Here is a 12,981-nt window from a genome sequence, read left to right as displayed (position 1 = left end):
ACGATGACACAGATCACATCCAGGACATCCGCCGGTTACCAGCGCGGCATCGCTCTCGCCGGAGCGCTCGTCAGCCTCGCGATGACGCTGGGCGCCTGCCAGCACGCCGCCGACAACAGTTTCGCGATGGTGAACGCACCGGCCGACTATCGCCAGCGCCATCCGATCGCGGTCACCGAGGCTGATCGCTCGATCGTGGTCTTCGTCGGCCGCAGCCGCGGCGGCCTGACTGCGGAGCAGCGCGCCGAGGTGATGGGGATGGCGCAGGACTGGATGCGCGAGGGGACCGGCGCCGTCACCATCGACGTTCCCGCCGACACGCCGAACGCACGGACCGCCCAGGAATCGCTGCGCGAGATCCAGGCCACGTTCGCCGCCGCCGGCGTGCCGCCGCGCGGGATCCTCGTTCGCAAATACCATCCCGAGGATCCGCGCCAGATGCCCGCGATCCGCGTGAACTATCCAAAGATGAAAGCGGTCGCCGGGCCGTGCGGTCTCTGGCCGGAAGATCTCGGCCCGTCGATCCACAACGGGTCCTACATCGAGAACAAGCAGTACTACAATTTCGGCTGCGCCAATCAGCGCAACCTCGCAGCCATGGTCGAAGACCCGACCGACCTCGTGCAGCCGCGCGCGGAGACCCCTGCCTATACGTCGCGTCGTAACATCGCCTTCGACAAGTATCGCAAGGGCACCACCACCGCCACGAGTTATCCCGAGTCCGACAGGGCCAAGCTAAGCGACACAGGAAAATGATCACCTACGCGCAGCAAAACTCCGAAGAGCAGACGGACGCCCCGCCGCAGGCCGTGGACGACCATATTGCTCCGGCGCCACGGGTTTCGGTCCAGGCGTTCTGCGAAACGGTCGAGACCGCTGCCGCCGTGCAGTCGGCGGGCGAGGATCGCCGGCTGGCCAAGGCTCACCTCAAGATCCAGATGGGCGGCATGGCGGCCGCCATCGAGGCCTATCGCTCGGCGCCGACGCCCAACGTCATCATCCTCGAGACCGAGGGCCGCGGCGACATCCTGGCCGGCCTCGATCAGCTCGCAACAGTGTGCGACGCCGGCACCCGTGTGGTCGTGATCGGCCGCGTCAACGATGTGACGCTGTATCGCGAGCTGGTGCGCCGCGGCGTCAGCGACTACGTGATCGCGCCGGCCCATGCGATCGACGTGGTGCGCGCGGTCTGCAACCTGTTCTCCGCGCCGGAAGCCAAGGCGGTCGGCCGCATCGTCGCCGTCGTCGGTGCCAAGGGCGGTGTCGGCGCCTCGACCATCGCCCACAACGTCGCCTGGGCGATTGCCCGCGATCTGGCGCTCGATTCCGTGGTCGCCGACCTCGACCTCGCCTTCGGCACCGCCGGCCTCAACTACAACCAGGATCCCGCGCAGGGCATCGCCGACGCCGTGTTCTCGCCGGACCGCGTCGATACCGCCTTCGTCGACCGCCTGCTGTCGAAATGCACCGACCATCTGAGCCTGCTGGCGGCGCCGGCGACGCTCGACAAGGTCTACGATTTCGGCGCCGAGGCGTTCGATGCGATCTTCGATACGCTGCGGACCACGATGCCCTGCATCGTGCTCGACGTGCCGCATCAATGGTCCGGCTGGACCAAGCGCGCGTTGATCGCGGCCGACGACATCCTGATCGTGGCGGCGCCCGACCTCGCCAATCTGCGCAATGCCAAGAACATGTTCGACCTGCTGAAGGCCTCGCGGCCCAACGACCGCGCACCGCTTTATTGCCTGAACCAGGTCGGCGTGCCGAAGCGTCCCGAGATCGCGGCCGGTGAGTTCGCCAAGGCGATCGAAAGCCAGCCGATCGCCGCCATCCCGTTCGATCCGCAGATCTTCGGTTCGGCCGCCAACAACGGCCAGATGATCGCCGAGATTTCCGCCAATCACCGCGCGGTCGAGATGTTTCTGCAGATGGCGCAGCGGCTGACAGGCCGCGGCGAGACCAAGAAGCCGAGGGGGTCCTTCCTGTCGCCCCTGCTCGAAAAGCTGCGGTCCAAATAGTGGTCCGCGTGGAGTCAAGACGTCGTGTTTGGTAAGCGTAGCGGAAACGATGGGGACGTGCGGGCACCCAAGCCCGCGTTTCAGGCGCCGGAGCCTGCCGGCGCGCCGGCGATGTCGCGCGAGTCCGTCGCACCGGCGATCTCGTCACCGCCGCTGGCACCCAGCAAGCCACCCCCTGCCCCCGTCGTCGAAGCCCGCCGCTCGGACAACTACTACCAGGTCAAGGCGACGATCTTCGGCGCCCTGATCGAGGCGATCGACCTCGCCCAGCTCGCCAAGCTGGACAGCGAATCGGCGCGCGAGGAAATCCGCGACATCGTCAACGAGATCATCGCGATCAAGAACATCGTGATGTCGATCGCCGAGCAGGAGGAGCTGCTCGACGACATCTGCAACGACGTGCTCGGCTACGGCCCGCTGGAGCCGCTGCTGTCGCGCGACGACATCGCCGACATCATGGTCAACGGCGCAGGCACCGTGTTCATCGAAGTCGCCGGCAAGATCCAGCGCACCGGCATCCGCTTTCGCGACAACCAGCAGCTGCTCAACATCTGCCAGCGCATCGTCAGCCAGGTCGGCCGGCGCGTCGACGAATCCTCGCCGATCTGCGACGCCCGCCTCGCCGACGGTTCGCGCGTCAACGCCATCGTGCCGCCGCTGGCGATCGACGGGCCCGCGCTCACCATCCGCAAATTCAAGAAGGACAAGCTGACGCTGGAGCAGCTCGTCAAGTTCGGCGCGATCACCCCCGAAGGGGCGACCATCCTGCAGATCATCGGCCGCGTCCGCTGCAACGTGATCATCTCCGGCGGCACCGGCTCGGGCAAGACCACGCTGCTGAACTGCCTGACCAACTATATCGAGCACGACGAACGCATCATCACCTGCGAAGACGCCGCCGAGCTTCAGCTGCAGCAGCCGCATGTGGTGCGGCTGGAAACCCGGCCGCCGAACATCGAGGGCGAGGGCCAGGTGACGATGCGCGAACTGGTCCGCAACTGCCTGCGTATGCGCCCGGAGCGCATCATCGTCGGCGAAGTCCGCGGACCCGAAGCGTTCGACCTGTTGCAGGCCATGAACACCGGCCACGACGGCTCGATGGGCACGCTGCACGCCAACAATCCGCGCGAAGCACTGTCGCGCTGCGAATCCATGATCACCATGGGCGGCTTCTCGCTTCCGTCACGCACCATTCGCGAGATGATCTGCGCCTCGGTCGACATCATCGTGCAGGCCGCGCGCCTGCGCGACGGTTCGCGCCGCATCACCCACATCACCGAGGTGATGGGCATGGAAGGCGATACCATCATCACCCAGGATATCTTCCTCTACGACGTGGTCGGGGAAGACGCCAACGGCAAGATCATCGGCAAGCACCGCTCGACCGGCATCGGCCGGCCGCGCTTCTGGGAACGTGCGCGCTACTACAACGAAGAGAAGCGGCTTGCGGCGGCGCTGGATGCCTCCGACGCGCCGGCGCCGGTCTAGGGGAACGCAGGATGCAGATGCAAACTCTGGCTCTCGCCTTCCTCGCCGCCACGACGGTGGGCGGCATCGCCTGGGTCTTCCTGTACCCCTACCTTTCGGGGGAGAAGAAGGCCGAGTCGCGGCGCGCGTCGGTGGCGCGCAGCGAACCCACGACGACACGAAATGCCGACCGCACGCAGCGCTCCCGCCGCGAGCAGGTCGAAGGATCGTTGAAGGAGCTCGAGGCGCGGCGACAGAAGGACAAGAGGGTCCCGCTCGGCGTGCGGATCTCGCAGGCCGGACTGGGGTGGTCGGAGCAGAAGTTCTGGATGATCTCCGGCGCTCTCGGCCTGTTCGGGTTCGGCGCGGCGTTCCTGGCCGGCGGCGGCATGCTCGGCGCGGCCGGCATCGGCTTTGCCATGGGTCTCGGCGCGCCGCGCTGGCTGCTCGGCTTCCTGAAGAAGCGGCGGGAAAAGGCTTTCCTGAAGGCACTGCCTGACGCCGTCGACGTCATCGTGCGCGGCATCAAGGCCGGCCTGCCGCTGTTCGAATCGCTCAAGGCGGTCGTCAACGACGCGCCGGAGCCGCTGCGCAGCGAATTTCTCGCCATCATCGAGACCCAGGCGATCGGCATGCCGCTCGGCGAAGCCTGTTCCCGGCTCTACGAGCGGATGCCGCTGCCGGAGGCCAACTTCTTCGGCATCGTGATCGCGATCCAGCAGAAGTCCGGCGGCAATTTGTCGGAAGCGCTCGGCAACCTGTCGAGGGTGCTGCGCGACCGCAAGAAGATGGCCGAGAAGATCCAGGCGATGTCGATGGAAGCGAAGGCCTCCGCCGCCATCATCGGCTCGCTGCCGCCGATCGTGATGATCCTCGTGTTCCTGACGACGCCGGACTACATCGCCCTGCTGTGGACGAATTCGATGGGCCAGCTCATGCTGGTCGCCTGCGCGATCTGGATGTCGATGGGCGTGCTGGTGATGAAGAAGATGATCAACTTCGATTTCTGACGGTGCAGCATGATTGATTTTCTGGTCGCCAAGCTCCACGACGTCAGGTTCATGACCATGCTGCTTGCCTTCTTCGCGGCAAGCGCGACGGTCTACACGCTGGTGATGCCGCTGCTCGCCGGCGGCGATCTCAACAAGCGCATGAAGGCGGTCGCCAGCGAGCGCGAGCGTCTGCGGCAGCGCGAGCGCGAACGTCTCTCCAAGACCGAGAAGGTGGCGCTGCGGCAGTCGCCGAAGCAGGTCGTCTCCCGGGTGGTGGACGATCTCAACCTCACCAAATGGCTGGCCCAGGAAGCGGCGCTCGAGAAGCTGGTGATGGCGGGCTATCGCGGCCACGCTCCCTACGTCACCTTCCTGTTCGCCCGCGCGGTGACGCCGATCGTGATGCTGCTCGGCGCGATCATCTATACGTTCTTCATTGCCGGTGCGAACTGGTCGCTCACGCTCAAGATCGGCATTTGCGTCGGCGCGGCCTATGCAGGCCTGCAGGCGCCGATGCTGTTCCTGAAGAACGCGATCGCCAAGCGCCAGCTCCAGATCAAGCGCGCCTTCCCGGATTCGCTCGATCTGCTGCTGATCTGCATCGAGTCGGGCATGTCGGTCGAGGTCGCGTTCCGGAAAGTGGCCAACGAGATCGCCGGGCAATCGGTCGCGCTGTCGGAGGAATTTGCGCTGACGACCGCGGAACTGTCCTATTTGCAGGATCGCAAGACCGCCTACGAGAACCTGGCGCGCCGCACCGGCCTCGAAGGCGTGAAGTCGGTGTGCATGGCCTTGCAGCAGTCCGAACGCTACGGCACGCCGCTCGGCCAGAGCTTGCGCGTGATGGCGCAGGAAAACCGCGACATGCGAATGAACGAGGCCGAGAAGAAGGCCGCAGCATTGCCGCCGAAGCTGACGGTACCGATGATCCTGTTCTTCCTGCCCTGCCTGTTCATCGTGATCCTCGGCCCGTCCTACATCAAGATCGCCACGATGCATTGAGTTGCCTCGCCTGCGCCGGCTGCCTCTCTCCTTCCCCCTGAAAGGGGGAAGGCCGGGATGGGGGTCAGCCGCAGACACCGCTCCTCGTGGAGAGATGATCCCCACCCGCTTTGCTCTCACGAGCAAAGCGACCTCCCCTTTTCAAGGGGCGGTGGAGCTGCTGCCGCGTTTGGTTTAGTCGTCCTTGGCGACGACCGGCGCCGCACGCGACGCGGTCCGCGGCCCGTCCTTGCGGTTCAGCATGTCGCGGAGATAAGCGACGTTGGCCGCGGCCTCATCCGACGGCAGGTCGGCCTTGACGATCGTTTCCGCCTCCGCGAAGCGGCCCTGCAGGCCGACGACCAGCGCAAGGTTCTGCCGGATCCGGGTGTCGGCGCGAGCGCTGGCATAGGCCTGGCGCAGCGTCTCTTCCGCTTTCGGCAAATCCTTGGTCAGCATGTAGGACAAGCCGAGATTGGACAGCACCGACGGCTCGTCCGGAGCCAGCCTGAGCGCACTGGCGTAATAGCGCCGCGCCTCCTCGTGCCGGTTCATCTTGTCGAGCGTGGTGCCCTGCACGGACAGGATCCGCCAGTCCGGATTGTCCGGGCTGTGCGCGCGGCTCAGCACGTCGAATGCAGCCTGCGAATTGCCGTTGTCGGCCAGCGCGCGGCCATAGGCGGCGAGCAGCGCCTTGTTGCCGGGGTTGGCGATCGTGGCCTGCTCGAGCACGGCGCAGGCCTGCGAGCGCTGTCCGGTCATCCGCAGGGCCTGGCCGTAGCCGACCGCGGCGGCGACATCCTTGGGATTCTTGCGATAGCGCTCGCCATAGACCTCGACGGCGCGGCGGGGATCATCGGGCGTGGGATCGGACCGGGACGTGATCGATCCCGCCACGTCGGACATGGTCTGGCAACCGCCAAGCCCTGCGGCCAGGACCGCCAGGAGGGCTGCGGAAGCAAGATGCCGGGTCAGATTGGACTGTCGACACATGGCACTGTGACTCACGAAATCGGGCGAACGGTTCCAGCCGAGCGTGCCAGCAATAGACTGTTAACCCTAACGTCTGGTTAACTGGCGTCGCCGGCAGCCGACGCTCCGGTTCCGGCCCTGCATGTCGCGTGAACGGTTGGCGCGCTACCATCCGCGGCGAAAGGCGTGTAGTAGCCCACCAACGACGCCAGAACAGCCGAGAGCCGCATGCCATCCGTGTTCGAGACCGCGCCCACGACCGCCGCCACGCCGATCACCTTCGTCACCAAGGCGACATGGGATGCGATTCAGGGCGAGCTGCCGGCGCCGGCGCGCCAGTTCGCGGTGGCCAATGGCTTCGTGGCCAAGGCGGGAAAATTGCTCGTCCTGCCGGCGGCAGACGGCGGCATCGCGCAGGTGCTGTTCGGTCTCGAGGACGCCGACCACAAGGCGCGCGATCCGTTCCGGCCCGGCGCTCTGCCCGGCCTGCTGCCGCCGGGCGTCTACCGCTTCGCCAATGCGCCGCACGACACCAGACTTGCCGCACTCGCCTTCGCGCTCGGCTGCTATCGCTTCGGCCGCTATCGCGCCAACAAGGTCCCCGAGGTCCGCCTGGTACCGCCCGACGGCGTCGACACGGCGGAGATCACCCGGATGGCGGATGCCGCGGCGCTGGCGCGCGACCTCATCAACACGCCGTCCAACGACATGGGACCGGCCGAGCTCGCCGAGGTGGCGCGCGACCTCGCGACGCGGTTCGGCGCTGCCTTCAATTGCATCGACGGCGACGAGCTCGCGCAGAACTTCCCGCTGATCCACGCCGTCGGCATGGCGTCGACGCGGTCGCCGCGATTGATCGAGCTGAGCTGGGGCGACCCCGCCCATCCGAAGGTGACGCTGGTCGGCAAGGGTGTCTGCTTCGACACCGGCGGGCTCGATCTCAAGCCTTCGAGCGGCATGCTCATCATGAAGAAGGACATGGGCGGCGCCGCCAACGTGCTGGCGCTGGCCCAGATGGTGATGGACGCGAAGCTCAAGCTGCGGCTGCGCGTGCTGATCCCGGCGGTCGAGAACGCGGTTGCCGGCAACGCGTTCCGCCCGCTCGACATCTTCAAGTCGCGCAAGGGCATCACCGTCGAGATCGGCAACACCGACGCCGAAGGGCGGCTGGTGCTCGCCGACGCGCTGGCGCTCGCCGACGAGGAGACGCCCGATCTTTTGGTCGATCTGGGCACGCTGACCGGCGCCGCGCGGGTGGCGCTGGGCCCGGATCTGCCGCCGTTCTACACCAATGACGAGGCGCTTGCCGGCGACGTCGCATCCTGTGCGAGGAGCGAGAACGACCCGTTGTGGCGGATGCCGCTGTGGCCGGCCTACGACGCCTGGCTCGACTCCAAGACCGCCGACATCACCAACGCACCGTCAGGCGGTTTCGCGGGCTCGATCACCTGCGCGCTGTTCCTGCAGCGCTTCGTCGAGCACGCGAGGAGCTGGCTGCACGTCGACATCTACGGCTGGACGCCGTCGGCAAAGCCCGGCCGTCCCGAAGGCGGCGAGTGCCAGGCGGCGCGCGCGATCTACAAATTGCTGAGCCAGCGCTATGCATGACCCCCGTCTGACACCGGCCCGCGACGACCTCGCGGCGAAGTATCTGGAGGGCAAGGTCCAGGCGTTGCGCTTCGTCGAAGGCGAAGTGCTCGAGGTCGGCGACGCCATCGCGCCGCTACGCCAGGCGCCGGCGAGCGATGCCGAACAGATGACGCAGGCGCTCCGGGGCGAGCGCGTCACGGTGTACGATCGCAACGGCGAAGGCTGGGCCTGGGGCCAGCTCGCCGATGACGGCTATGTCGGCTGGATTCCCGAGGCCGCGCTGGCCAAGCCCGGCGCCGCCCCGACGCACAAGGTCACGGCGCTGCGCACGCTGGCGTTTCCGGGCCCGTCGATCAAGCTGCCGCCGGTCGAGGCACTGGCGATGGGGACAAAGCTCGCCATCGTCCGCGAGGACGGTGCGTTCGCGGTGACCCGCGAGGGCTGGCATCTGCCACGCCAGCATCTCGCGCCGCTCGACACGATGGCAGGTGATTTCGTTGCGATCGCCGAGCAATTCGTCGGCTCACCCTATCTGTGGGGCGGCAAATCGAGCCTCGGGATCGATTGCTCTGGCCTGGTGCAGATCGCGCTGACCGCCGCCGGCACCGGCTGCCCGCGCGACAGCGACATGCAGCAGGAAGGCCTCGGCCGCGAATTGACGGTCGCGGAATCCAAGCAGCTGCAGCGCGGCGACCTGATGTTCTGGAAGGGCCATGTCGCCATCGTGCGCGACGCGACAACGATCGTGCACGCCAACGCGCATCACATGGCAACGGTGGTGGAGAACACGCAGGCTGCGATCGCGCGGATCAAGACCGCCGGCAGCGAAGTCCTGGCGATCAAGCGGCTTTGAGCAATATACATTCCCGTCATCCTGAGGAGCGCGAAGCGCGTCTCGAAGGATGGACGGCCCCAGTCCGGCCACGCCACCCTTCGAGGCTCGCCCAGCGGCGCAATTGCGCCGCAAGGCTCGCACCTCCAGCGACAACGGCAAAGCCGTTGCGCGGGGATGACGTGGAACGACGAAGATGCCTACGTCGCTACCGCCCCGTCGCCGGCCGCTTCGATGCGGAACGCGGCGGCGAACAGCGCGCGGGTGTAGTCGCTCTTCGGATTCTTGAACAGCTCGGAGGCCGGTCCCTCCTCCTCCACCTTGCCCGATTTCATCACGATCAGATGGCTCGCCAGCGAGGCGACCACACGCAGATCGTGCGAGATGAACATGTAGGTGAGGTCGCGCTTGCGCTGCAGGTCGCGCAACAGGTCGACCATCTGGGCCTGCAGCAGCATGTCGAGCGCGCTGGTCGGCTCGTCCAGCACGACGAAGTTCGGCTCCAGCACGACCGCGCGCGCGATCGAGATGCGCTGGCGCTGGCCGCCGGAGAATTCGTGCGGATAGCGGAAGCGCCAGTCCGGATCGAGCCCGACATCCTTCATTGCCTTGATCACCCGCGCCTCGCGCTCCTCGCGCGACAGCTGCTTCTGGTGCACCTCAAGGCCCTCGGCAATGATGTCGGCCACCGACATGCGCGGGCTGAGCGAGCCGAACGGGTCCTGGAACACGATCTGCATGTCGCGGCGGAACGGCCGCATCTGCTTGAAGCGCAGGCCCTGGATGTCGTTGCCGAGGAAAACGATCGGACCATCGGACGAAATCAGCCGGAGCAGCGCGAGCCCGAGTGTGGTCTTGCCGGAGCCGGATTCGCCGACCACGCCGAGCGTCTCGCCCTTGCGCACCGCGAGGCTGACGCCATCGACCGCCTTGATGTGGCCGACGGTCGAGCGCAACAGCCCGCGCCTGATCGGAAACCAGACCTTGAGATTGTCCGCCGACATCACGACCGCTGCGCCCGGCTGCGGCGGCGCCGGATCGGGCTTCGGCTCGGCCGCGAGCAGCGCCTGGGTATAGGCGTGCTTCGGCGCGGTGAAGACCTGCTCGACCGGCCCCTGCTCGACGATCTTGCCGTTGTTCATCACGCAGACCGTGTCGGCGATGCGGCGGACGATGCCGAGGTCGTGGGTGATGAACAACAGGCTCATGCCGAGCCGCGCGCGGATCTCGGCCAGCAGCGCCAGGATCTGCGCCTGCACGGTGACGTCAAGCGCGGTGGTCGGCTCGTCCGCGATCAACAGATCGGGCTCGTTGGCGAGCGCCATCGCGATCATCACGCGTTGGCGCTGGCCGCCGGACAATTGGTGCGGATAGCTCTTGAGCCGGGTCTCCGGCTCGGGGATGCCGACCTGGCCCAATAGCTCCAGCGTCCGCGCCCGCGCCGCCGCGCCACTGACGCCCCTGTGCAGGGACAGGATCTCGCCGATCTGGGTCTCTATGGTCTGGAGCGGATTGAGCGAGGTCATCGGCTCCTGGAAGATGATCGAGATGTCGTTGCCGCGAACCTCGCGCATCTGCTGATCGGACGCGGTCAGGAGGTCGCGGCCGCGGAAGCGGATCGCGCCTGAGGGATGCGAGGCCGTCGGATAGGGCAGCAGCTTCAGCACCGACAGCGCGCTGACGGATTTTCCCGAACCGGATTCACCGACCAGCGCGACGCACTCGCCGCGCTTGATCGAGAATGAGATGCCGTCGACCGCAAGCGAGCGGCCGAAAGCGACCGAGAGGTCGCGGACATCGAGCAAAGGCTGGTTGATCGCGTCCATGCCTCAGCCCTTCGAGAACGTCTTGCGTGGATCGAAGGCGTCGCGCGCGGCTTCGCCGATGAAGATCAGGAGCGACAGCATGATCGCGACCGAGAAGAAGCCGGTGAGGCCGAGCCACGGCGCCTGCACGTTGGCCTTGCCCTGCGACAGCAACTCGCCGAGCGAGGGCGAGCCGGGCGGCAGGCCGAAGCCGAGGAAATCCAGCGCCGTCAGCGTCATCACCGAGGACGAGACGATGAAGGGCAGGAAGGTCATGGTCGCGACCATCGCGTTCGGCAGCAGATGGCGGAACATGATCACGCCGTTGGAGACGCCAAGCGCGCGCGCCGCCTGGATGTATTCGAAATTGCGGCCGCGCAGGAACTCGGCGCGCACCAGCCCGACCAGCGAGACCCAGGAGAATAGCAGGAGGATGCCGAGCAGGATGAAGAAGCCCGGCGGCAGCACCGCCGAGATGATCAGCAGCAGATAGAGCGAGGGGATCGCGGTCCAGATCTCGATCAGCCGCTGGAAGATGAGATCGGTCCAGCCGCCGAAATAGCCCTGCACGCCGCCCGCGGCGATGCCGATGATCGAGGACAGGATGGTCAGCGTCAGGCCGAACAGCACCGAGATGCGGAAGCCGTAGATCAGCCGCGCGACCACGTCGCGGCCCTGATCGTCGGTGCCGAGCCAGTTGTATTCGAGGTCGCGGCAGCCGGTCAGGCCCTTGCGCTTCACCACGTCCTTGCACTGCTCTTCGGTCAACAGCCAGGTCGGCTTCGACGGCACCGCCGTCGGCGGGTCGAGGTTGCGGCTGTCGTAGGAGTAGCGGATCGGCGGCCAGATCATGCTGCCGCCCTTGGCGGCGATCTGCTTCTGCAAATAGGGATCGCGATAATCGGCCGCGGTCTCGAAGTCGCCGCCGAACGTGGTCTCGGCGTAGGTGAAGATCACCGGCCAGTACAGGCGGCCATCATATTTGACCATCAGCGGCTTGTCGTTGGCGATGAAATTGGCGAACAGCGACGCCACGAACAGCACGAGGAAGATCCAGAACGACCAGTAGCCGCGGCGATTGGCCTTGAAGTTCTGCCAGCGTCGCTTGTTCAGCGGCGACGGCGAAAAGGCGTGGTGCGTGGCGGGCACCGCTTCGCCGAGCGGCGATTGCGTCGTGGTCTCGACCGGCTGGGGCGCGAGCATCGTCATCAGACCTCCCGCGCTTCGAAGTCGATCCTGGGATCGATCCACATATAGGCGAGATCGGAGAGCAGATTGACCACCAGTCCGACCAGCGAGAAGATGAACAACGTCCCGAACACCACCGGATAGTCGCGGTTCAACACGCTCTCGAAGCCAAGCAGGCCGAGCCCGTCGAGCGAGAAGATGGTTTCGATCAAGAGCGAGCCGGAGAAGAACGCGTGAATGAACGCGCCCGGGAAGCCTGCGATCACGATCAGCATGGCGTTGCGGAAGATGTGGCCGTACAGCACCTGGCGCTCGCTGCAACCCTTGGCGCGCGCGGTCATCACATATTGCTTGCGTATCTCGTCGAGAAACGAATTCTTGGTCAGCAGGGTCATGGTGGCGAAGGCGCCGAGCGCCATCGACACCAGCGGCAGCGTCAGGTGCCAGAAATAGTCGATAATCTTCCAGTACCAGGGGAATTGCGCCCAGCCGTCCGAGGTCAGGCCGCGCAGCGGGAAGATGTTGAGGAATGAGCCGCCGGCAAACAGCACGATCAGGAGGATCGCGAACAGGAAGCCCGGGATCGCAAAGCCGATGATGATCACCGCCGAGGTCCAGGTATCGAACCGCGAGCCGTCCTGCACCGCCTTGCGGATGCCGAGCGGGATCGAGATAAGATAGGTCAGCAGCGTCATCCAGATGCCGAGCGACATCGAGACCGGCAGCTTCTCCTTGATCAACTGCAGCACGCTGACACTGCGGAAATAGCTGTTGCCGAAATCGAACCGCGCGAAGTTCCAGACCATCAGCGCGAACCGCTCCGGCGCCGGCTTGTCGAAGCCGAACTGCACCTCGAGCTTCTTGATGAAATCCGGGTCGAGCCCCTGCGCGCCGCGGTATTTCGAGTTGATGGCCGCGCCTGCGCCCGCGCCCTGGCCGCGCTGCGCGCCGAAATCGCCGCCGCCTCCCGACACGCGCGATGTGCCGCCGGTGTCGGCGCCGTTGATCTGCGCGATGACGCGCTCGACCGGACCGCCGGGAGCAAACTGCACGACCACGAAGGAGACGAACAGGATGCCAAGCAGCGTCGGCAGCATCAGGAAGATACGTCGGGCGATATAGGCGCTCATCGG

At 66.2% G+C, this 12,981-nt stretch carries 11 protein-coding genes; 7 read left to right on the top strand and 4 right to left on the bottom strand.

The window, feature by feature from the left end:
* Positions 1-3: 3 nt before the first annotated feature.
* The 5 genes from ACVIHF_RS39060 to ACVIHF_RS39040 are packed head-to-tail and all read left to right on the top strand — an operon-like array spanning position 4 to position 5,482.
* Positions 4-756, top strand: coding sequence for a CpaD family pilus assembly protein (locus ACVIHF_RS39060; RefSeq protein ID WP_310882016.1), 753 nt, complete (start codon positions 4-6; stop codon positions 754-756).
* Positions 753-2,021: an AAA family ATPase gene (locus ACVIHF_RS39055; protein WP_018269598.1), complete on the top strand. Its 1,269-nt coding sequence runs from the start codon at positions 753-755 to the stop codon at positions 2,019-2,021. The genes ACVIHF_RS39060 and ACVIHF_RS39055 overlap by 4 nt, the downstream gene beginning before the upstream one ends.
* Before the next feature lie 24 nt (positions 2,022-2,045).
* Positions 2,046-3,509: a CpaF family protein gene (locus ACVIHF_RS39050; protein WP_310882017.1), complete on the top strand. Its 1,464-nt coding sequence runs from the start codon at positions 2,046-2,048 to the stop codon at positions 3,507-3,509.
* An 11-nt stretch (positions 3,510-3,520) separates the two neighbouring features.
* Positions 3,521-4,498 carry a type II secretion system F family protein gene (locus ACVIHF_RS39045; protein WP_092086635.1) on the top strand — a complete coding sequence of 326 codons (978 nt, stop codon included), beginning with the start codon at positions 3,521-3,523 and terminating at the stop codon, positions 4,496-4,498.
* Between the two features lie 9 nt (positions 4,499-4,507).
* Complete coding sequence (locus tag ACVIHF_RS39040) at positions 4,508-5,482, top strand: type II secretion system F family protein (RefSeq protein ID WP_225161343.1); 975 nt, start codon at positions 4,508-4,510, stop codon at positions 5,480-5,482.
* Between the two features lie 174 nt (positions 5,483-5,656).
* Here the strand turns inward: ACVIHF_RS39040 and ACVIHF_RS39035 are convergent, their stop codons facing one another.
* Positions 5,657-6,454, bottom strand: coding sequence for a tetratricopeptide repeat protein (locus ACVIHF_RS39035; protein WP_310882018.1), 798 nt, complete (start codon positions 6,452-6,454; stop codon positions 5,657-5,659).
* A gap of 207 nt (positions 6,455-6,661) precedes the next feature.
* Between ACVIHF_RS39035 and ACVIHF_RS39030 the strand changes: the two genes are divergently transcribed.
* Complete coding sequence (locus ACVIHF_RS39030; protein WP_456793599.1) at positions 6,662-8,041, top strand: leucyl aminopeptidase family protein; 1,380 nt, start codon at positions 6,662-6,664, stop codon at positions 8,039-8,041.
* A complete protein-coding gene (locus ACVIHF_RS39025; RefSeq protein ID WP_456793598.1) occupies positions 8,034-8,876 on the top strand; it encodes a C40 family peptidase in 843 nt (280 codons plus the stop codon). Before ACVIHF_RS39030 ends, ACVIHF_RS39025 begins: the two co-directional genes overlap by 8 nt.
* A gap of 179 nt (positions 8,877-9,055) precedes the next feature.
* On the opposite strand, the gene ACVIHF_RS39020 is transcribed toward ACVIHF_RS39025, so the two are convergent.
* From ACVIHF_RS39020 to ACVIHF_RS39010, 3 genes are read right to left on the bottom strand one after another with little or no spacing between them, the layout of a single operon-like run.
* Positions 9,056-10,681: an ABC transporter ATP-binding protein gene (locus ACVIHF_RS39020; protein WP_253604717.1), complete on the bottom strand. Its 1,626-nt coding sequence runs from the start codon at positions 10,679-10,681 to the stop codon at positions 9,056-9,058.
* A 3-nt stretch (positions 10,682-10,684) separates the two neighbouring features.
* Complete coding sequence (locus ACVIHF_RS39015) at positions 10,685-11,869, bottom strand: ABC transporter permease (RefSeq protein WP_253604719.1); 1,185 nt, start codon at positions 11,867-11,869, stop codon at positions 10,685-10,687.
* Positions 11,869-12,978 carry a microcin C ABC transporter permease YejB gene (locus ACVIHF_RS39010; protein ID WP_016842625.1) on the bottom strand — a complete coding sequence of 370 codons (1,110 nt, stop codon included), beginning with the start codon at positions 12,976-12,978 and terminating at the stop codon, positions 11,869-11,871. The genes ACVIHF_RS39015 and ACVIHF_RS39010 overlap by 1 nt, the downstream gene beginning before the upstream one ends.
* Between the last annotated feature and the right edge of the window lie 3 nt (positions 12,979-12,981).

It is taken from the genome of Bradyrhizobium sp. USDA 4506 (assembly GCF_054058795.1).
The sequence above is the reverse complement of the archived record's forward strand: the minus strand, read 5'-3'. Positions and strand labels throughout refer to the sequence as shown.